The following is a 20,259-nucleotide window of genomic DNA, read 5'->3' on the forward strand; positions in this document are numbered from 1 at the left end:
GAAAGAGGGGAGCGTGAAGCTCCCCCTGTCACTTCGGGTCGTGTCGGCTGCGCTCAAACCTGCGGGTTGAGCTTCTCGAACTTGCTGTGCAGCTTGTTGAGCGCGTTGAGGTAGGCCTTGGCGGAGGCGACGATGATGTCTGTATCGGCGCCTTGGCCGTTGACCACCTTGCCGTCACGGGCCAGCCGCACGGTGACTTCGCCCTGGGCGTCGGTGCCCGTGGTGATTGCATTGACCGAGTAGAGCAACAGTTCGGTTCCACTCTTCGCCACCGTTTCGATCGCCTTGAAGGCCGCGTCGACCGGCCCAGAGCCGTCCGATGAGGCGCGCGTCTCGGTGCCGCCCACCGACAGCGTGATCTGGGCCTGCGGCGTCTCGCCGGTCTCGGAGTGGAAGCGCGAGGCCAGCAAGCGATAGTGCTCCATCTCCGGCGTGACCGATTCGTCCGATACCAGCGCCTGCAGATCCTCGTCGAAGATCTCGTGCTTCTTGTCGGCGAGTTCCTTGAAGCGCGCAAAGGCGTGATTGAGATGCTCTTCGGACGCCATGTTGATGCCCAGCGCATCGAGGCGGCTGCGGAAGGCATTGCGGCCGGAGTGCTTGCCGAGCACGAGCTTGTTGGCATTCCAGCCCACATCCTCGGCACGCATGATCTCGTAGGTTTCACGATGCTTGAGCACGCCGTCCTGGTGGATGCCCGATTCGTGAGCGAAGGCGTTGGCGCCGACGATGGCCTTGTTCGGCTGGACCGGATAGCCGGTGATCTGCGACACCAGTTTGGAGGCGGGGACGATCTGGGTCGCATCGACCCTGCTCTCGACCGGGAAGACGTCGGCGCGGGTGCGCACTGCCATCACGATCTCTTCGAGCGAGGCGTTGCCGGCGCGTTCGCCCAGGCCGTTGATGGTGCATTCGACCTGGCGGGCGCCTGCCATCACCGCTGCCAGCGAGTTGGAAACGGCAAGGCCGAGATCGTTGTGGCAATGCACCGACCAGACTACCTTGTCGGAGCCCGGAACCCGCTCGATCAGGGTGCGGATCGTGTTCGCATATTGCTCGGGCACGTTGTAGCCGACCGTATCTGGCACGTTGATGGTCTTGGCACCGGCCTTGATCACCGCCTCGAAGATGCGACACAGGAAATCGATTTCCGACCGGCCCGCATCTTCCGCCGAGAACTCCACGTCATCGGTGAATTCCCGCGCCCAGCCGATCGCCTTGACGGCCTGCTCGACGACCTGGTCGGGGCTCATGCGGAGTTTCTTCTCCATGTGGATCGGGCTGGTGGCGATGAAAGTGTGGATGCGCCCCATCGCGGCCGGCCGGATCGACTCGCCGGCACGCCGGATATCGTTCTCGTTGGCGCGGGCCAGCGAGCAGACGGTGGATTCCTTGATCGACTCGGCAATGCTCTTGACCGCCTCGAAGTCACCGTTCGATGCTGCCGAGAAGCCTGCCTCGATCACATTCACCCGCATCCGCTCGAGTTGGCGGGCGATGCGAAGCTTTTCTTCACGGGTCATCGAGGCGCCAGGGCTCTGCTCGCCGTCCCGCAGTGTGGTGTCGAAAATGATCAGTTGGTCTTTCATCTGTTGCTCCTCGGGGGGCTTCCCGCAGCGACTCTTCAGGGGCGCTCAGTGCCGGGCGGGCCGGTGTGTCGCGATCAGGGTAGTGAACTTGCGTGCCGCTGCGCCGAGCGCAGCAAGGGACGGTTGCATGCGGCGGGGTATCGGTGAGTCCGGCGGTGCGGCATGGCTGCGCTTCATGCGTCGAAATATAAGCGAGTCGTGGTGCTCAGGCAATCTTGTCGCCGGGCTCTTCGCGTTCGGGCTCGCTGGGCGCCGAACGCTCGCGCCGCCAGCGCAGCGCGGCCATGACATAGCCCGATGCGGCGTAGCAAAGAAAGAGCATGAAGAGCACCAGCGCGGGGTCGATCGACACCAGCGCAAAGGCGAGCATGATCGTCAGCACCGCAAAGAACGGCACGCTGCGGCGAAGGTTGATTTCCTTGCCGCTGTAGTAGAGCACGTTGCTCACCATGGTGAGGCCGGCAAAGATGGTGAGGAAACAGGCAAACCATCTCAGGTCGGGGCCATGGAAGCCGTTGTCGATCCCGACCCAAACCAGGCCCGCGATGAGCGCCGCCGCAGCGGGGCTGGGGAGGCCCTGGAAATAGCGCTTGTCCACCACGTCGATGTTGGTGTTGAAGCGGGCCAGGCGCAGCGCCGCGCCGGCGCAGTAGATGAATGCGGCGATCCAGCCGACCTTGCCCAAGCCGCGCAGCGCCCACTCGTAGATCACCAGAGCGGGTGCGGCACCGAAGGACACCATGTCGGAGAGCGAATCGTATTCGGCGCCGAACTCGCTCTGAGTGCGGGTAAGCCGGGCCACCCTCCCGTCCAGGCCATCGAGCACCATGGCCACGAAAATCGCGACCGCGGCATATTCGAAGCGCTGGTTCATGGCCTGCACGATGGCATAGAAGCCGGCAAACAGCGCGGCGGTGGTGAACAGGTTGGGGAGGATGTAGATGCCCCGGCGGCGGCGGTCGGGACTGAGGAGCGGAGTACGGGGCGTGTGGGCCATGCGAGGTGGTCACCGCGAATGTGCAGGGCTCCGAATTGTACTCCTTCCGGCCGCCGCCGATGCGCCAAGTCCCGCCATCGCGCCAGCTGGCCGATCGGGATGGCCGGAACAGAATGACCCGGGGGCTCTGTGGACCACACGCTCTGCGCGTTGACCCGGCAGGGGTGGGTAGTCGGCCTGCGGCGCGCTGCCACGGCGCAGGACTTCGCCTGGGCGGTGCATTGCGAGCGCGGCCATCGTTGCCGTGGTGCCAAGGGCCGCAGCCGTCGGCGCAGCAGCGACGATTGTGGCGGTCGGGTTCCGCACGCTGAGTACAGACCTCGCCGGCTGCTGCAAGCGGGCCGCGGCGCTTTCGGCAAGAGACTCTGTCAGTGCTGGTCGCAGCTGCGCGGCGCATCGAGTCGATTGCCCGAACTTGCAGGCACTGCGCAGGCGGCACGCCGAGCGTGCGTTTCTCGCTGGCTGGGGTGATGGCGTGGCGGCGCCGGGCAGTCGCCATCCGCTAAGGGCAGACTGCCCGGAAGCCACAAACGACGGCTTCCGCATATAGGGTAAGAGGCTGAATGTTCGGCGCTTGTCGGTGTCGACAAGGGTCACCCAGCGGGTGAGGGCACCACACGCCCAATCACACATCTGGCGCACCGCCTGGCTGAGCTGCGCCTCGTCGTGCCTCGCCGGGCAGTCCGCCCGAGCACTGCGGCGCGTCCAAGTGCGGCTTGCAGGACCATCGACGCGACCGCTCGCCAGGGCCCGCCGCGCGAGCTGTCGGATAGGCTGTCGCGCGAATGGCTCAGTGCAACGCCCTGACCAACAAGGTCGAGGCGGGCATGGACCGCTCCATCGAGGTCGACCGCGTTGCATGGCCCCACGATGCGCCTCCAATCCGCCCGGATCTTGCCTCGTCTTCCCACGCGGCTTGCGACAATCGGTCAAGGCCGACAGGTCTCTAGTGCTTTCGGACTAGGCCATCCCCCTCCTTCGGGGGGTGGTCGTCTGGCCGATTGTCGTGAATGTCCTTCCTTCGTATCGTCGGTGCCACGGAGGGTCTGTCCGTGTGTCCGGTGGTCGGAGGCAGCCACGATCCTCGAAGTCGGAACGACGAGGTGCGCTTGGACATGCGAATCACTCAGGCGCGGTGCGGGATGGTCGCCAGCCAGACCAAACGTCGGGCAGACATCATCGCCTTGCTCAAGACGATGCCCTTGCTCGAGGGGATCCAGGCCAGCACGCTCAGCCTGCTCGCCCGCGATGCCGCGATGCTTCGCTACAAGCGCGATGAAACCGTCTATCAACGTGGGTCGGTGCCGACCGGATTGTTCTTCGTGCTCCAGGGTGGCATCAAATTGCTCGCGCTGGAGCCGGACGGGCGAGAAAAGGTCATCGAACTCTTTACCGAAATGCGCTTCTTTGGCGAGATTGGTGTTTTTCGGCTTTCCCGCTACCGCGCCCGGACCCAGGCGGTGCGAACGACACGCTTGCTGCATGTGCCCTCCGATGCCTTGCGCCAGGCGGTGCGGGAAGATCATGAGCTGGCTTTGCGCATGCTCTCCGAGGTCTCCGGACGGGTGCAGGCCCTGATCGAATCCATCAGCCAGACCGCACCCCTTCATACATACAAACGGGTGGCTGCCTATCTGATCGAGCAGGACGGTGTCGGCGGTGCGGAGCCCGGATGGGTCCGCCTGGCCGCCCCTAAATGCACCATTGCCTCCATGCTCAACATGAGCAGCGAGGCCATGTCCAGGGCCCTGCGCAAGCTGCGCGACGCCCGCATGATCGAGGGCGGTGGGCGAGACATCCGCATTGTCGACTACGACAGCTTGAGCGCACTGCTCAATGGCCGATGTCCGCTGTCTGCTCCCCGCGGGGGGGGGGCAGACGTGCCGGGGGCGTGTGGTTGACTGTCGATATGGGACATCCGACCTGCGACGATCTATCGCATAGTCATTGTGACCTAGTTCCTTTGCATCCTCGCCCCCCTGCGGACGGCCGATGTTGCGTGTGCCCGCCTGGCGGTACGCTACATCCCAACAGAATAAGCTGCCTGCCACAGGTGGAGGATCGGCAATGGCGACACTGCGTCATCGGCAAATTTCTGTGCTCTCGTCGAGCACGGTGGCATTCACGGTGTGCTTTGCGGTGTGGATGATCTTCGCGGTCATCGGTGTGCCGATCAAGGCACAGCTGAACCTCAACGAAACCCAGTTCGGCCTGCTCGCCTCGATGCCTGTGCTCACCGGTGCGCTGGTGCGCCTGCCGCTCGGTCTGTGGGGCGACAAATATGGCGGCCGACTGGTGTTCTTCTTGCTGATGCTCAGTACGGTGCTGCCGATCTATCTCATTGGCCACGCCACCAAGTACTGGCAATTTCTGGTGATCGGGCTGTTCGTCGGCCTGGCCGGCGGCTCCTTCTCGGTGGGTATTGCCTACTGCGCCCGCTGGTTCGAACGCAATCGTCAGGGGCTGGCGATGGGCATCTTCGGGGCCGGCAACTCGGGCGCGGCGCTGACCAAGTTCGTGGCGCCGGCCATCGTCGCCGCCTGGGGCTGGGAAATGGTGCCGACCGTGTATGCCATCGCGATGCTTCTCACTGCCCTGGCCTTCTGGTTCTTCAGCTACGACGACCCCGCGCACCGAATCGCCTCTAACGTGAGTTTTGCCGATCAGTTGCGCGCCTTGAAAGACCCGCGGGTGTGGAAGTACTGCCAGTACTACTCGATCGTCTTTGGCGGCTATGTGGCGCTGGCCCTGTGGATGACAAAGTACTACGTCACCGAGTACGGCTTCTCGCTGCAACTGGCGGCCATGCTGGCGGCGGCGTTTTCCTTGCCAGGTGGCGTTCTGCGCGCCTTCGGCGGATGGTTTTCCGACCGCTTCGGCGCCCACAAGGTGACCTGGTGGGTGTTGTGGGTGTCGTGGATCTGCCTGTTCCTGCTCTCCTACCCGCAGACCCATCTCACCATCCAGACTGTCAGCGGACCGAAGAGCTTCGATATCGGCCTCAACCCGTGGATGTTCACCGCGTTGATGTTTACCGTCGGCGTCGCCTTCGCGTTCGGCAAGGCCTCGGTCTTCAAATACATCGCCGACGAGTTCCCGCATGACATCGGTGCGGTATCCGGCATCGTCGGCCTGGTCGGTGGCCTGGGCGGCTTCCTGCTGCCGATTCTCTTTGGTGCGATGGTCGATCTGACCGGCGTGCGTTCCAGCTGCTTCATGTTGCTCTACGGCGTGACCTGGGTGTCGCTCATCTGGATGTACTGGACCGAAGTGCGCGCGACCGACGTGATGCACTCGGCGTCAACAAAGTCTTGATAAAAGCAACGAGGGGGTGAATGTGAATTCCAGCAGTGTCGAGCGCGTGCCGCTCGAAACACAGAAGAAAGGTGGGGCGGACATCGACCACTGGGATCCAGAGGACGAGAAGTTCTGGGAGAGCACCGGCAAGCGTATCGCCAATCGCAACCTGTGGATCTCGATCCCGGCGCTGTACTGCGGATTCGCGGTGTGGGCGATGTGGGGAATCATCTCGGTGCAGATGCTGAACCTCGGCTTCCCTTTCTCCAAGGAGCAGTTGTTCACGCTGACCGCGATCTCCGGCCTGTCGGGCGCGACGATGCGTATCCCCTCGTCGTTCTTCATCCGACTCGCGGGCGGGCGCAACACCATCTTCCTGACCACGGCGATGCTGTTGACGCCGGTCATCGGCACCGGCATCGCGCTGCAGCACCAGGATCTCCCGCTGTGGGTATTCCAGCTTCTGGCGCTGTGGTCCGGTGTGGGCGGCGGCAACTTCGCCAGCTCCATGTCAAACATCAACCCCTTCTTTCCCAAGCGGCTGCAGGGTACGGCGCTGGGTCTGAATGCGGGTCTGGGCAATTTCGGCGTGACCGCGACACAGATTTTCATCCCGCTGTTCATGACCGTAGGCCTGTTTGGCGCCATCGGCGGCGAGCCCATGACACTCGTCAAGGACTCGGGCTGGTTGTTTGGCAAGATCCCGGCGGGCGCGCCCACCTACATCCAGAACGCCGGTTTCGTGGGCATCCTGATCCTCGTGCCGGTGTCGATCGCCGTCTGGTTCGGCATGAACAATCTGCGCTCGGTTTCGCCGCAGACGGGTGTCGTTGCGGGCTTCGCCAAGATCACTTGGCTATACACGCTGGCCTTCATTCCCGCGATCTTCGGTCTCTACCTTTACCTGCCGGCGCCGACCGGCCTGGGCTTGATCAATGCGTGGTTCCTGGTGCCACTGGATATCTCCATGGCGCTGTTGATCATGAAGCTTGCTGCGTTCGGCCCAATGAAGGAGAACGTTGCGAAGCAGTTCGCGATCTTCTCGAACAAGCACACCTGGGCAATGACCGCGCTCTACGTCGTGACCTTCGGGTCTTTCATCGGCTTCTCGCTGGCCGCCCCGCTGGCGATCACGGTGATCTTTGGCGACAAGCACATTCTTGATGCGGCGACGGGGATGTGGACACACGTCAAGAACCCGGCCGCGCCCTCGGCGCTGACCTACGCGTGGATCGGCCCCTTCCTGGGAGCGGCGGCACGGCCGTTCGGCGGCTGGATTTCGGACAAGCTTGGCGGTTCCGTCGTGACGCAGGTGGTGTCGGCGGTGATGGCGGTGGCCTCGGTCGCCACGGGCTACGTGATGTTCCTCGCCTATCACTCCGAGACCCCGGAGCAGTACTTCCTGATCTTCATGCTGCTCTTTTCGCTGCTTTTCCTCGCGTCGGGCGTCGGTAACGGTTCTACCTTCCGCTCGGTGGGCCACATCTTCAACCGCGAGCAGGCTGGCCCGGTGCTGGGTTGGACTTCCGCGGTTGCGGCCTACGGGTCTTTTGTGGCCCCGACCATGATTGGCGGACAGATCCATGCCGGTACGCCGGAAAACGCGATGTACGGCTTCGCGCTGTTCTATGCCATTTGCCTGGTCATCAACTGGTGGTTCTATCTGCGCAAGAACGCCTACGTCCGCAATCCCTAAGCCACTTTCCACATCGCGTTTGCGATCGAATCGCATGCCAGAACTGCGAATTGACAGGAGCAATCCATGAGTCACTTTCTTGACAGACTGAAGTATTTCTCGAATCCAAAGGAGCGTTTCTCCGGTGAGCACGGTGTGACCACCGGAGAGGACCGTACTTGGGAAAACGCCTACCGCGACCGCTGGGCACACGACAAGATCGCCCGCTCGACCCACGGTGTCAATTGCACAGGCTCCTGTTCGTGGAAGATCTACGTCAAGGGCGGAATCGTCACCTGGGAGACACAACAGACCGACTACCCGCGCACGCGCGCCGATCTGCCCAACCATGAGCCGCGCGGCTGTGCCCGCGGCGCGAGTTACAGCTGGTACCTGTACAGCGCCAACCGCCTCAAATATCCGCTCGTCCGCGGTCGCCTGCTGCGCAGTTGGCGCGACATACGCCGCCATCACGACCCGGTCGACGCCTGGGCCGAGATCGTCGAATCCGAATCCAAGCGGCGCGATTACCAGCAGGTACGCGGACTGGGCGGTTTCGTGCGCGCCAGCTGGAAGGAAGTCAACGAGCTGATCGCCGCCGCCAACGCGTACACGATCAAGAAATACGGTCCCGACCGCGTTGCCGGCTTTTCGCCGATTCCTGCCATGTCGATGGTTTCCTACGCCGCCGGCAGCCGCTATCTGAGCCTGATTGGCGGCACGCCCTTGAGCTTCTACGACTGGTATTGCGACCTGCCGCCGTCCAGCCCGCAGGTTTGGGGCGAGCAGACCGACGTGCCCGAATCGGCCGACTGGTACAACTCCAACTTCATCATCGCCTGGGGCTCGAACGTGCCGCAGACGCGCACGCCGGACGCGCATTTCTTTACCGAGGTGCGCTACAAAGGCACCAAGATCGTCGCCGTCACGCCCGACTACTCCGAAGTGGCCAAGCTTTCCGATTTGTGGCTGCATCCCAAGGCCGGCACCGACGCGGCAGTATCGATGGCGATGGGGCACGTGATCCTCAAGGAATTCTATTTCGACAAGCGCAGCCCCTACTTCGATGACTACGCGCGGCGCTACACCGACCTGCCCATGCTGGTCATGCTCAGGGAGCACACCACACCGGGCGGCGACACCGTGATGGTGCCGGACCGCTACGTGCGCGCGGCCGATTTCGCCGATCACCTTGGTGCCGACAACAATCCGGAATGGAAGACCGTGGCGCTCGCGGAAGGTGGCAAGGTGGTGCTGCCCAATGGCGCGATCGGTTTTCGCTGGGGCGCGGACGGCCGTGCCGACCAGGGACAGTGGAACCTCGAAGCCAAGGACGCCCGCGACGGCAAGGATACGAAGCTGATGCTGTCGCTGCTCGAGGACGAAGCCCACGGCGCTGAAACCGCGCGCGTCGGTTTCCCCTACTTTGGCGGCGTCAAGAACCCGCACTTCACCGACAACCCGCAGGACGAAGTGTCGCTGCGCACGGTGCCGGTACGCACTTTGCCGCTGACCGTGGATGGCGAGCAGCGCGACGTGATGGTCGCCACGGTGTTCGACCTGCAGGCCGCCCAGTACGGTGTGGCGCGCGGTCTGGAGGGCGAGAACGCGGCCGCCGATTACGACGACGACGCGCCCTACACGCCTGCCTGGCAGGAAAGGATCACTGGCGTGCCGCGCGACAAGGTCATCGCCGTGGCCCGCCAGTTCGCCGACAACGCCGACAAGACGAAAGGCCGCTCGATGGTCATCATCGGCGCCGGCATGAACCACTGGTATCACTGCGACATGAACTACCGCGGCATCATCAACATGCTGATGATGTGCGGTTGCATCGGCAAGAGCGGTGGCGGCTGGTCGCACTACGTGGGGCAGGAGAAGCTGCGCCCGCAAACCGGCTGGACAGCGCTGGCCTTCGCCCTCGACTGGATCCGCCCGCCACGTCAGATGAACGCCACCAGCTACTTCTATGCGCACAGTGACCAGTGGCGTTACGAAAAGCTCGGCCTTGATGAGGTGCTCTCGCCCTTGGCCGACAAGGACGCCTATGGCGGCAGCATGATCGACTACAACGTGCGCGCTGAGCGCATGGGCTGGCTACCGTCGTCGCCGCAGTTGCAGCGCAACCCGATCCAGATCGTCAAGGACGCCGAGAAAGCCGGTATGGACCCGGTCGAGTACACGGTGAAGTCGCTTACCGAAGGCAGCATCAAGATGAGCTGCACCGATCCGGATCACCCCGACAACTGGCCGCGCAACCTGCTGGTGTGGCGCTCCAATCTGCTCGGATCGAGCGGCAAGGGGCATGAATATTTCCTCAAGCATCTGCTGGGCACCAGCAATGGGGTGCAGGGCAAGGATCTTGGCCCGAGCGACGCCAAGCCGGCCGAAGTGGCCTGGCACGACAAGGCCCCCGAAGGCAAGCTCGACCTGCTGGTGACGCTCGATTTCCGCATGAGCACGACCTGCCTGTATTCGGACGTGGTGCTGCCGACCGCGACCTGGTACGAAAAGAACGACCTGAACACCAGCGACATGCACCCGTTCATCCATCCGCTGTCGACCGCCGTCGATCCGGCCTGGGAGTCGCGCAGCGACTGGGAGATCTACAAGGGATTGGCGAAGGCATTCAGTGAGGTGTGCGTCGGCCATTTGGGTGTCGAGAAGGAGGTGGTGCTCACTCCGCTCATGCACGACACCCCGGACGAGCTGGCGCAGGCGATCGGCGTCAAGGACTGGGCGCGGGGCGAATGCGAGCTGATTCCCGGCAAGACGGGTCCGTCGATCAAGGTGATCGAGCGCGATTACCCCAACCTCTACAAGCGCTTCACCTCGCTCGGCCCGCTGATGAAGAGCGTCGGCAATGGCGGCAAGGGCATTGCCTGGAACACCGAGACCGAGGTCGGAAATCTCGCCGATCTCAATGGCAAGGTACTCGACGAAGGGGCCAGCCAAGGCTTGCCGAACATCGACACCGACATCGACGCGGCCGAGGTCATCCTCACGCTGGCGCCCGAAACCAACGGCCATGTGGCCGTCAAGGCGTGGGCTGCGCTGTCTAAGATCACCGGCCGCGACCATACCCACCTCGCGATCCATCGTGAAGACGAGAAGATCCGCTTCCGCGACATCCAGGCGCAGCCCCGCAAGATCATCAGCTCACCGACCTGGAGCGGCCTGGAAAGCGAGCATGTGTCCTACAACGCCGGCTATACCAACGTGCACGAGCTGATTCCGTGGCGCACGCTGACCGGCCGCCAGCAATTCTATCTCGATCACCCGTGGATGGTGGCCTTCGGTGAAGGCTTCAGCACCTACCGTCCGCCAGTCGACCTGAAGGCGACCGCCGACCTGCACAACATCCGCTCCAACGGCAACAAGGAAGTGCTCCTCAACTTCATCACACCGCACCAGAAATGGGGTATCCACTCAACCTATACCGACAACCTGATCATGCTCACGCTCAACCGCGGCGGGCCGGTAATCTGGATCAGCGAAGACGACGCCAAAATAGCTGGCATCGTCGATAACGACTGGGTCGAGCTGTTCAACGTCAATGGCGCGATTGCGGCCCGTGCGGTGGTCAGCCAGCGCATCAAACCGGGCATGACACTCATGTATCACGCGCAGGAAAAGACGGTGAATACACCGGGCTCGGAAATCACTGGGGTGCGCGGCGGCATCCACAACTCGGTCACCCGCGTGGTGCTCAAGCCGACCCACATGATTGGCGGCTACGCGCAGTTCAGTTACGGCTTCAATTACTACGGCACGATCGGCACCAACCGCGACGAATTCGTGGTGGTGCGCAAGATGGCGAAGATCGACTGGCTCGACAACGAACCGGTCGCCACGGCCGAACAGGCATAAGGACTAAGCAAATGAAGATACGCGCTCAAATCGGCATGGTGCTCAACCTCGACAAGTGCATCGGCTGCCATACCTGCTCGGTCACCTGCAAGAACGTGTGGACCAGCCGTGCCGGCATGGAATACGCATGGTTCAACAACGTCGAGACCAAGCCCGGTATCGGCTACCCGAAGGAATGGGAAAACCAGGAAAAATGGAACGGCGGCTGGATTCGCAAATCCGACGGCAGCATCGAGCCGCGTCAGGGCGGCAAGTGGAAGCTGCTGATGCGCATTTTTGCGAATCCGAATCTGCCGCAGATCGACGACTACTACGAGCCCTTCACCTTCGACTACGGCCACCTGCACTCGGCGCCCGAAATGAAGGCCAGCCCGGTGGCCCGCCCGCGCAGCCTGATCACCGGCAAGCGCATGGAGAAGATCGTGTGGGGCCCGAACTGGGAAGAAATTCTCGGCGGCGAATTCTCCAAGCGCAGCAAGGATGCCAACTTCAACGGCTTCGAGCAGGCACAAAAGGAGATGGTCGGCCAGTTCGAAAACACCTTCATGATGTATCTGCCGCGGCTGTGCGAGCACTGTCTCAATCCCGCCTGCGTGGCCAGTTGTCCGTCGGGCTCAATCTACAAGCGCGAGGAAGACGGCATCGTGCTGATCGATCAGGACAAGTGCCGCGGCTGGCGCATGTGCGTGAGCGCCTGCCCGTACAAGAAGATCTATTACAACTGGAAGAGCGGCAAGGCCGAGAAGTGCATCTTCTGCTACCCGCGCATCGAAGTCGGCCAGCCTACCGTGTGCTCGGAAACCTGCGTCGGCCGGATCCGCTATCTGGGCGTGTTGCTGTATGACGCCGACCGTATCGAAGCCGCTGCAAGCGTCGAGCATGACCGCGATCTCTACCAGGCGCAGCTCGATATCTTCCTCGATCCGAACGATCCGAAGGTCATCGAACAGGCGCGCGCGGACGGCATCTCCGAAGCCTGGCTGGAAGGCGCCCGCAACAGCCCGGTGTACAAGATGGCGGTGGACTGGAAGGTGGCGCTGCCGCTGCATCCCGAATATCGCACGCTGCCGATGGTGTGGTACGTGCCGCCCCTGTCGCCGATCACCGCCGCGGCCAATGCCGGCCAGATCGGTGTCAACGGCTCGATTCCCGACGTCAAGGAACTGCGCATCCCGGTCAACTACCTGGCCAACCTGCTCACCGCCGGCGACACCAAACCTGTGGTGCGGGCGCTCGAGCGCATGCTGGCGATGCGCGCCTACCAGCGCGACAAACACGTCGATCAGGTCGAGAACCTCGAAGTGCTCGAGCGCACTGGGCTGAGCGTTGCCCAGGTCGAAGAGATGTACCAGATCATGGCGATCGCCAATTACGAAGACCGCTTCGTGATTCCTTCGACCCATCGCGAGTACGCTGAAAACACCTTCGACCTGCGCGGCGGCTGCGGCTTCAGCTTTGGCAACGGCTGCTCCGACGGTATCAGCGACACGAGTCTGTTCGGTGCGACCAAGAGGCGCACCATCCCGATCAAGGCGGAGGTCTGAGATGGCAGCAAAAAATATGTCAATGAGCCTGCGTGCGCTTTCGCATCTGCTCACCTATCCGGATGCCGAACTACGCGCCCACCTGGCCGAGCTGCAACAGGTGCTGCATGGCGAACACGCGCTCGATAAGGCGCGGCTGGCAGCGCTCGACGCGCTCGTCGCCACGCTGCTGGCCGAAGATGCGCTCGATTGCGAGGCGGTGTACGTGGACCTGTTCGACCGCGGCCGCTCAACCTCGCTGCACCTGTTCGAGCATGTGCATGGCGATTCACGCGATCGCGGCACGGCGATGGTCGATCTGGGCAAGACTTACGCCGACGCGGGGCTCGTTCTGGCCCCCGGAGAGTTGCCCGACTACCTGCCCGCGGTGCTCGAGTTCGTGTCCACCCAGCCACCGCGACAGGCGCGCGCCTTTCTCGGTGAAATCGCCCACATCCTCAACGCGGTTCACACTGCGCTGCAGCAGCGCGGCAGCCATTACGCCACGGTGCTGGCGGCACTTCTCGAGCTGGCCGGTGAGCAAGTGCACTCGGTGGAGATTGCACCGGAACCGGACATCGACGAGGCGTGGCAGGAGCCGCAGGCCTTCGACGGCTGTTCGACTCGTGGCCAGGCTCGCCCCGACACACCGCAAACCGTGCATTTCGTCCGCGACCGCGCATCCACTCAAATCGGAGCTGCCAAATGAACCCCATTCACAACTTCGTTTTCGGGATTTATCCTTACATCTGCCTGACCGTATTCTTCGTCGGCAGCCTGATCCGCTTCGACCGCGATCAATACACCTGGAAGAGTGATTCCTCGCAAATGCTGCGCATGGGCCAGTTGCGCTGGGGTAGCAACCTGTTCCACGTCGGTGTGCTGTTCCTGTTTTTCGGCCATTTCATCGGCATGCTCACGCCGCACGCGGTGTACAACATCTTCATCAGCGCGGGCACCAAACAGCTGCTGGCCATGGTCAGCGGCGGCATCGCCGGCCTGGCCGCGCTGGTGGGTGTGGGACTTCTGCTGCAGCGCCGCCTCACCGAGCCGCGCATTCGCGTCAACTCCAAAACCAGCGACATCGTCATCCTTTGGCTGTTCCTGATCCAGTTGGCGCTCGGCGTCGCCACCGTGCCCATCTCGGGCCAGCACCTCGACGGCAGCGTGATGATGCTCCTTGCCGACTGGGGCCAGCACATCGTTACTTTCCGCGGTGGCGCGGCGGATCTGATTATCAGCGTAAGCTGGGTGTTCAAGCTTCACCTGTTCCTCGGCATGACCATCTTCCTGATCTTCCCATTCACCCGGCTGGTGCATATCTGGAGTGGCTTCGCCTCGCTCGGCTATATTGTCCGTCCCTTCCAGGTGGTGCGTAGCCGCCGGCTCAATGTACCCGCCGGACACAACCAGCCCGGCCGCTCCTGAGGAGAATCCATGATGTCTGATTTCGATGCCGCCAAGGTCAATGGCGTCACCCTCAACACACCCGATCTCGCGTTGGGTGACGAAGAGTTGCGCCAGCGGGCGTGCACGGAATTGTTGCGTCAGGCGGCACAACATGAGGGCTTGCTCGACGCCGACGACGCGCCATCGACCGATGGCGTGATCAGCGAAGCGGCAGCAAACGCCATCGAGGCGCTGCTCGAACGCGAAATCGTGCTGCCACTACCCAGCGACGATGCCTGCCGGCGACACTTCGAAGCACACAAGGCCAAGTACGCCATCGGCGAAAAGGTCCGCTTGCGCCACATCCTGTTCGCCGTCACTGTCGGCGTGGATGTCGTCGCCCTGCGCAATCGCGCGGAACATGCGATGCTCGATGTGCGCTGCTACAAGGACACCGCGGACGACAGATTCGCGCAGCAGGCGCGCGAGCTGTCCAACTGCCCGAGCGCTGCCAACGGCGGCGATCTCGGCTGGCTGCAGGACAGGGACTGCGCGCCCGAATTCGCCCGCGAGATATTCGGTCGCAACGAGGTCGGCGTGCTGCCGCGCCTGGTGCATAGCCGCTTCGGCCTGCATGTGGTCGAGGTGCTCGAACGTATGCCCGGCATCGAGCCGGATTTTGAAGCGGTGAAAGGCGCGGTGATGATGTCCTTGCAACAAAACGCCTATGTCACCGCTCTACGACAGTACATTCAAGTGCTCGCCGGTGAAGCGCATATTGAGGGTGTCCTCATCGACGGTGCCGACACCCCATTGGTGCAGTAAGGCGTCACACGCAAACAACGCCCGGCATCTCGCGGTGCCGGGCGCTTTGCCTTTTGCTTGCGGCCGCGCAGGATTTTTTTCGTCGGCCATCGGGATCGGGGATGTTTCACGCCAAACGGACGCTCGCAGTCAAGATCACGTCAATGCTGGTGATCTTCTTTCTGGTCGCACTCACCGCGATCGGACTGACGCTGTTTGTCTCATGGCAACTCGAGGGTGCCTCGGCGGCTTTGAACGACGCCGGCAGTCTGCGCATGCGCACCTACCGCATTGCGCACCAGTTGAGCCATCCGCCCGAAGGCGAGGCAGCGGGCGCGCAGTTCGCCGCGCAGTTGCAGCGGGAAATCCACGAGATCGACGCCATTCTCAACGACCTCGTGCTCGGCGATCCAAAACGGCCGCTGTTCATTCCCCGCGATATCGGCATTCCCGGCGATGTGGACGCGCTGGTCAGCCTGTGGCATCAGCGCATCCGGCCCATACTCGATGGCATCGCAACGCAAGAGCGGAGTACCGGCAAACACGGGATCAGCTTCGATCCGGTCGTCGAGGACTTCGTCAGCCGCATCAATAGCACCGTGCTCAAAATGGAAGTGAGCTACGGGAAGAGCATTGACGTGCTGCGAAACTTGCAGATTCTGCTTATCGTCCTGGCGGTTATCGGCACGATTGTCCTGCTCCGTTTTTTCTTCAATCTCGTGATTCGACCGATATCAACCCTTGGCGATGGCCTGCGCCGGATCAGCGAAGAAGACTTCACGATCCGCGTGCCGGTGCGTACCCAGGACGAACTGGGCAAGCTGGCCAAAGGTTTCAACACCATGGCTGGGCACCTCGAAAGCCTCTACACGACCCTCGAGGAACGCGTTGACGACAAGACGCGCACGCTCACAGCAAAAAACAAGGAACTGGAAATTTTGTACGCGGTTGGTGCCTTCCTGCGCGCGCCAACCGATGTTGATTCCTTGTGCCGCGGCTTTCTCGACCGCGTGCAAGTCGCGCTGGGGGCAAGCGCCGGCTCGGTGCGCCTGCTCGACGCAAGCGCGGAGAATCTCTGCATTACCGTCGATTCCGGGCTCGACACCGATTTCCGCGATCGCGAAGCGCTGTTGCCCTGCGGAGAGTGTCTGTGCGGCGAGGCGACCGCCCGCAAGGTGGCGCTGGTCGCCAATATCGCGGAGAGCAACCCCAAGCTTACCCTCGACACCTGCCGGCTGGCCGGCTTTCAGGGGGTTGCCGCGACATCGGTCAGTGTCGGCAAGAAGCCCATAGGGGTGTTCAACCTGTTCTTCAAACAGGCCAATACCCTGGGCGAATCAGAGCGCAAACTGCTCGAGACGCTCGGCCAGCAACTGGGAAGCGCAATCGACAATTTGCGTCTGCGGGCGCGTGACCGCGAACTGGCGGTATCGGACGAGCGCAACCTGTTGGCGCACGAACTGCATGACTCGATCGCTCAGGGCCTCGCTTTTCTCAATATCCAGCTCCAGTTGCTTGAAAAATCGCTCGACCGCCACGACGACGCACTGATGCGTTCCACGCTCAAACTGATCAGGCGCGGCGTAGACGAGAGCTACGATGACGTGCGCGAACTGCTGGTGCATTTCCGTGCGCGCATCGACACGCGGGATCTCGACAGCGCGATAAGTGCCGCGCTGCGCCATGTCGCCGAACAGGCAGGCGTGGTCACCGAGTTCGAAGTTGACGGCGGCGGTGCCCCGCTCGATCCCGAGACCGAAACGCAGGTGCTCTACATCGTGCAGGAAGCGCTTGCCAACATCCGCAAACACGCCCGCGCAAAATCCGTCAAGATCAGCCTGCGGCGTGGTTTCGAGGGGCTGTCGGTGATCGTGCGCGACGACGGGGTGGGCTTCAAACAGCAGACCAAGCCACGTCATGGCAATGACGCGCACATCGGCCTTGATATCATGCAAGAACGCGCCGCACGTATCGGCGGCCGCATTTCGGTACGCTCTTCGCGTGGCAAAGGCACCGAGATCCGTTTTGATCTGCCACGTCAGAGCGCCGAGGTCACATGATCTTTGAATCCATCGTCGGCCGCTCGTCATTCCGGGGAAGCCCCAATGTCAATTGAATTCGCCATTCTCCAAAGGATGCGGCTGAGCGGTGAGCGTGCGACCCAGGCGAGGTTTTCGTGACCACGCCGCAGCCGGTTCGCGTCTTGCTCGTTGACGACCACGCCCTGTTTCGAAGCGGCATCCGCGCGCTACTGCAGGAGTATCCCGATTTTGAGATCGTCGGCGAGACCGCTGACGGCATGGAGGGGGTCAAGCGCGCCAAACAATTGCGGCCGGATGTGGTCCTTCTCGACCTGAACATGCCCGGCGTCAGCGGGAGCGATGCGCTACGGCTGATGCTTCAGGATTCGGGCGATGTGCATGTGCTGATGCTGACCGTCTCGGAGGATGCGGACGATCTGCTCGATACCCTGCGCGCCGGCGCAGCCGGCTATCTGCTGAAGAACATCGAAGCCGATACGCTCGCCAACGCCATTCGCATGGCCGCGCGCGGCGAGCCGGTGATTTCTCAACCCATGATGAGCAAGTTGCTTGCCGTCCATAACGAGCGTTCAAGCACGCCAGCCGCCGACACCGCCGCTCTGGGCAAACTCACCCCGCGCGAGCGGGACATACTGGTGTGTGTCGCCAAGGGCTTGAGCAACAAGCACATCGCGCGCGACCTGGAGGTGGCCGAAAGCACCGTCAAGATTCACGTACAGAGCATTCTCAAGAAACTGCAACTGAACAGCCGCGTGCAAGCTGCCGTATTCGCGGTCGAACATGGCGTGGCCCGCCCATGAAGAATGGGCCCCCGGCCTGCTCGCGGCCCGTCTGTCAGGCACCGTGCAGCTGGCGAATCAACGTGTGCTCAATCTGGATCGTGAAGGACGCGCCGACCTGGCGGGCAGGTTGCGCCGCTGACCGGTCTGGGTCGAGTCGTTGAAGGGAAGCGATGCGGCCCGCGCACTCTACCTCCAGCGTGCTGGACCGCGTCGAAAACTCACCGTCTGCCCAAGCGGAGGCAGGGGGCTTGCAGGACTTGGCTTCCCGTTCCGCATATCCAGGACATGTGGCACAAGTCGATATTCTTATGGGTGGGAGATGTTGTGGGCGCACATGGTGTCGTTGAAGCTTCGAAGTAACCGGCGTGGTGCTTTGCTCTTGGAGCAAGGCGTAATCAGCCTGAACGCCCCTCTTGTTCCGCGCGAATTGATGGACTGAAGCCATGGTGCGAGCATGCTTGCGCGAAAGGGCCAAGGCGGGTGGGCAGCGCCGGCAATCGGCAGGCCAGTGGCGCGCGTATCGACCGTTCCGCCAGCCTGGCCCGAGATCTTCTTCATCGCGCGTTGTCGGGGAAGGCTTGACCGGCGGCTCCGAGCTGGCGCGTCCGGCAATGGAAAAAGGCCGGGGTCCGGCATGTCCGGACCCCGGCCTTCACGAAGCAGGCGACGCTCAGTTCTTCGACTGGTCGACCAGCTTGTTCTTGCGGATCCAGGGCATCATCTCACGCAGCTGCCCGCCGACCACTTCGATCGGGTGGGCCGCGTTGAGGCGACGGCGCGCGGTCATCGAGGCGTAGTTGCTGCGGCCTTCCTGGATGAACATCTTGGCGTATTCACCGGTCTGGATGCGCTTGAGTGCATTGCGCATCGCTTCGCGCGACTGCTCGTTGATGACTTCGCTGCCGGTTACGTACTCACCGTACTCCGCGTTGTTGGAGATCGAGTAGTTCATGTTGGCGATGCCGCCTTCGTACATCAGGTCGACGATCAGCTTGAGCTCGTGCAGGCACTCGAAGTAGGCCATCTCCGGTGCATAGCCGGCTTCAGTGAGGGTCTCGAAGCCCATCTTGACCAGCTCGACGGCACCGCCGCACAGCACTGCCTGCTCGCCGAACAGGTCGGTCTCGGTCTCTTCCTTGAAATCGGTCTCGATCACGCCGCCCTTGGTGCCGCCGTTCGCGGCAGCATAGGAAAGCGCGATGTCCTTGGCCTTGCCGGACTTGTCCTGATGCACGGCGATCAGGGTCGGCACGCCGCCCCCCTTGAGGTACTCGGAGCGCACGGTGTGGCCCGGGCCCTTGGGGGCGATCATGATCACGTCCAGATCGGCGCGGGGCACCACCTGGTTGTAATGCACGTTGAAGCCGTGGGCGAAGGCCAGGGTCGCGCCTTTCTTGATGTTGGGCTCGACTTCGTTCCTGTAGACCTCGGGGATGTTTTCGTCGGGCAACAGGATCATCACCAGGTCGGCGGTCTTGACCGCCTTGGCGATTTCCTCGACCTTGAGACCGGCGGCCTTGGCCTTTTCCCACGACGCGCCATCCTTGCGCAGCGCGACGGTCACCTTGACACCGGACTCGTTGAGGTTCTGGGCGTGGGCGTGGCCCTGGGAGCCGTAGCCGACGATGGTGACCTTCTTGCCTTTGATGAGGGAGAGGTCTGCGTCCTTGTCGTAATAAACTTTCATGTTGGTCCTTTCGGTTCGCTTGGCGGCCGCCGTCATGTGCGGACGACCTGCCGGGTCACAAAAATTGTTGCTCAGATCTTGAGAATGCGGTCGCCGCGGCCGATGCCGGTGACGCCTGAACGTACCGTCTCGAGGATCAGCGCGCGGTCGATGGCGCCGACGAACGAGTCCAGCTTCTGCTGGTTGCCGGTCATCTCGATGACGTAGGTACTGTCGGTCACGTCGATGATGCGGCCGCGGAAGATCTCCGACATGCGCTTCATCTCCTCGCGGTCCTTGCCTGTGGCGCGGACCTTGATGAGCAGGAGTTCGCGCTCGATGTGTGCGGATTCGGAGATGTCGACCACCTTGACGACCTCGACGAGCTTGTTCAGCTGCTTGGTGATCTGCTCGACGATTTCGTCCGAGCCGCTGGTGACGATGGTCATCCGCGACATGGAGGCGTCTTCGGTAGGGGCGACGGTAAGCGATTCGATGTTGTAGCCGCGTGCCGAGAACAGGCCGGAGACGCGGGACAGTGCGCCGGATTCGTTCTCGATGAGCAGGGAGATCACGTGTCTCATGGTGGGCTCTCGATGAGAAAGGTCTTGGTTGAACCGCAGGT

General features: G+C 62.5%; 14 protein-coding genes. 10 read left to right on the forward strand and 4 right to left on the reverse strand.

Going from position 1 to position 20,259, the window contains the following annotated elements; translation table 11 throughout:
• Window positions 1-53: 53 nt before the first annotated feature.
• Both GQB03_RS03500 and pssA read right to left on the reverse strand, forming a co-directional pair.
• Window positions 54-1,589 carry a 2-isopropylmalate synthase gene (locus GQB03_RS03500; protein ID WP_159684479.1) on the reverse strand — a complete coding sequence of 512 codons (1,536 nt, stop codon included), beginning with the start codon at window positions 1,587-1,589 and terminating at the stop codon, window positions 54-56.
• Window positions 1,590-1,794: 205 nt separating this feature from the next.
• Complete coding sequence (gene pssA, locus GQB03_RS03505) at window positions 1,795-2,586, reverse strand: CDP-diacylglycerol--serine O-phosphatidyltransferase (RefSeq protein WP_159684481.1); 792 nt, start codon at window positions 2,584-2,586, stop codon at window positions 1,795-1,797.
• 1,010 nt (window positions 2,587-3,596) lie between these two features.
• Here pssA and GQB03_RS03510 point away from each other — a divergent pair.
• The 10 genes from GQB03_RS03510 to GQB03_RS03555 all read left to right on the forward strand — a co-directional run bounded on the left by GQB03_RS03510 (window position 3,597) and on the right by GQB03_RS03555 (window position 17,986).
• Entirely contained in the window at window positions 3,597-4,487 is an 891-nt protein-coding gene (locus tag GQB03_RS03510) for a Crp/Fnr family transcriptional regulator (protein ID WP_159684484.1), read from the forward strand.
• 166 nt (window positions 4,488-4,653) lie between these two features.
• Window positions 4,654-5,901 (forward strand): MFS transporter, encoded by a 1,248-nt coding sequence (locus GQB03_RS03515; RefSeq protein WP_159684487.1) that lies wholly within the window; start codon window positions 4,654-4,656, stop codon window positions 5,899-5,901.
• 22 nt (window positions 5,902-5,923) lie between these two features.
• Entirely contained in the window at window positions 5,924-7,579 is a 1,656-nt protein-coding gene (locus GQB03_RS03520) for an MFS transporter (RefSeq protein WP_235026925.1), read from the forward strand.
• 66 nt (window positions 7,580-7,645) lie between these two features.
• Window positions 7,646-11,428, forward strand: coding sequence for a nitrate reductase subunit alpha (locus tag GQB03_RS03525; RefSeq protein WP_159684489.1), 3,783 nt, complete (start codon window positions 7,646-7,648; stop codon window positions 11,426-11,428).
• An 11-nt stretch (window positions 11,429-11,439) separates the two neighbouring features.
• The gene (narH, locus tag GQB03_RS03530) at window positions 11,440-12,972 is read left to right on the forward strand and encodes a nitrate reductase subunit beta (RefSeq protein ID WP_159684492.1); all 1,533 of its coding nucleotides are present in this window, start codon (window positions 11,440-11,442) and stop codon (window positions 12,970-12,972) included.
• Window position 12,973: 1 nt separating this feature from the next.
• Window positions 12,974-13,660, forward strand: coding sequence for a nitrate reductase molybdenum cofactor assembly chaperone (gene narJ / locus GQB03_RS03535; protein WP_200832093.1), 687 nt, complete (start codon window positions 12,974-12,976; stop codon window positions 13,658-13,660).
• Window positions 13,657-14,379 (forward strand): respiratory nitrate reductase subunit gamma, encoded by a 723-nt coding sequence (gene narI, locus GQB03_RS03540; protein WP_159684495.1) that lies wholly within the window; start codon window positions 13,657-13,659, stop codon window positions 14,377-14,379. Before narJ ends, narI begins: the two co-directional genes overlap by 4 nt.
• A gap of 9 nt (window positions 14,380-14,388) precedes the next feature.
• Window positions 14,389-15,165, forward strand: coding sequence for a peptidylprolyl isomerase (locus GQB03_RS03545; RefSeq protein ID WP_159684497.1), 777 nt, complete (start codon window positions 14,389-14,391; stop codon window positions 15,163-15,165).
• 101 nt (window positions 15,166-15,266) lie between these two features.
• A complete protein-coding gene (locus tag GQB03_RS03550; protein WP_159684500.1) occupies window positions 15,267-17,204 on the forward strand; it encodes a type IV pili methyl-accepting chemotaxis transducer N-terminal domain-containing protein in 1,938 nt (645 codons plus the stop codon).
• Window positions 17,205-17,320: 116 nt separating this feature from the next.
• Complete coding sequence (locus GQB03_RS03555) at window positions 17,321-17,986, forward strand: response regulator (RefSeq protein ID WP_159684503.1); 666 nt, start codon at window positions 17,321-17,323, stop codon at window positions 17,984-17,986.
• Between the two features lie 652 nt (window positions 17,987-18,638).
• On the opposite strand, the gene ilvC is transcribed toward GQB03_RS03555, so the two are convergent.
• Together ilvC and ilvN are read right to left on the reverse strand one after the other, a co-directional pair.
• Entirely contained in the window at window positions 18,639-19,655 is a 1,017-nt protein-coding gene (ilvC, locus tag GQB03_RS03560) for a ketol-acid reductoisomerase (protein ID WP_159684506.1), read from the reverse strand.
• A gap of 71 nt (window positions 19,656-19,726) precedes the next feature.
• Window positions 19,727-20,218, reverse strand: coding sequence for an acetolactate synthase small subunit (gene ilvN, locus GQB03_RS03565; protein ID WP_159684509.1), 492 nt, complete (start codon window positions 20,216-20,218; stop codon window positions 19,727-19,729).
• Window positions 20,219-20,259 lie beyond the last annotated feature (41 nt).

Origin of the sequence: Cognatazoarcus halotolerans (assembly GCF_009800965.1) — a bacterium.
In the GTDB taxonomy this organism is placed as follows: Bacteria; Pseudomonadota; Gammaproteobacteria; order Burkholderiales; family Rhodocyclaceae; genus Cognatazoarcus; species Cognatazoarcus halotolerans.

What these genes read in the sequence shown, in the direction of transcription:
- GQB03_RS03500 (WP_159684479.1), bottom strand. Translation starts at nt 1,589, where the DNA reads ATGAAAGACCAACTGATCATTTTCGACACCACACTGCGGGACGGCGAG.
- pssA (WP_159684481.1), bottom strand. Translation starts at nt 2,586, where the DNA reads ATGGCCCACACGCCCCGTACTCCGCTCCTCAGTCCCGACCGCCGCCGC.
- GQB03_RS03510 (WP_159684484.1), top strand. Translation starts at nt 3,597, where the DNA reads ATGTCCTTCCTTCGTATCGTCGGTGCCACGGAGGGTCTGTCCGTGTGT.
- GQB03_RS03515 (WP_159684487.1), top strand. Translation starts at nt 4,654, where the DNA reads ATGGCGACACTGCGTCATCGGCAAATTTCTGTGCTCTCGTCGAGCACG.
- GQB03_RS03525 (WP_159684489.1), top strand. Translation starts at nt 7,646, where the DNA reads ATGAGTCACTTTCTTGACAGACTGAAGTATTTCTCGAATCCAAAGGAG.
- narH (WP_159684492.1), top strand. Translation starts at nt 11,440, where the DNA reads ATGAAGATACGCGCTCAAATCGGCATGGTGCTCAACCTCGACAAGTGC.
- narJ (WP_200832093.1), top strand. Translation starts at nt 12,974, where the DNA reads ATGGCAGCAAAAAATATGTCAATGAGCCTGCGTGCGCTTTCGCATCTG.
- narI (WP_159684495.1), top strand. Translation starts at nt 13,657, where the DNA reads ATGAACCCCATTCACAACTTCGTTTTCGGGATTTATCCTTACATCTGC.
- GQB03_RS03545 (WP_159684497.1), top strand. Translation starts at nt 14,389, where the DNA reads ATGATGTCTGATTTCGATGCCGCCAAGGTCAATGGCGTCACCCTCAAC.
- GQB03_RS03550 (WP_159684500.1), top strand. Translation starts at nt 15,267, where the DNA reads ATGTTTCACGCCAAACGGACGCTCGCAGTCAAGATCACGTCAATGCTG.
- ilvC (WP_159684506.1), bottom strand. Translation starts at nt 19,655, where the DNA reads ATGAAAGTTTATTACGACAAGGACGCAGACCTCTCCCTCATCAAAGGC.
- ilvN (WP_159684509.1), bottom strand. Translation starts at nt 20,218, where the DNA reads ATGAGACACGTGATCTCCCTGCTCATCGAGAACGAATCCGGCGCACTG.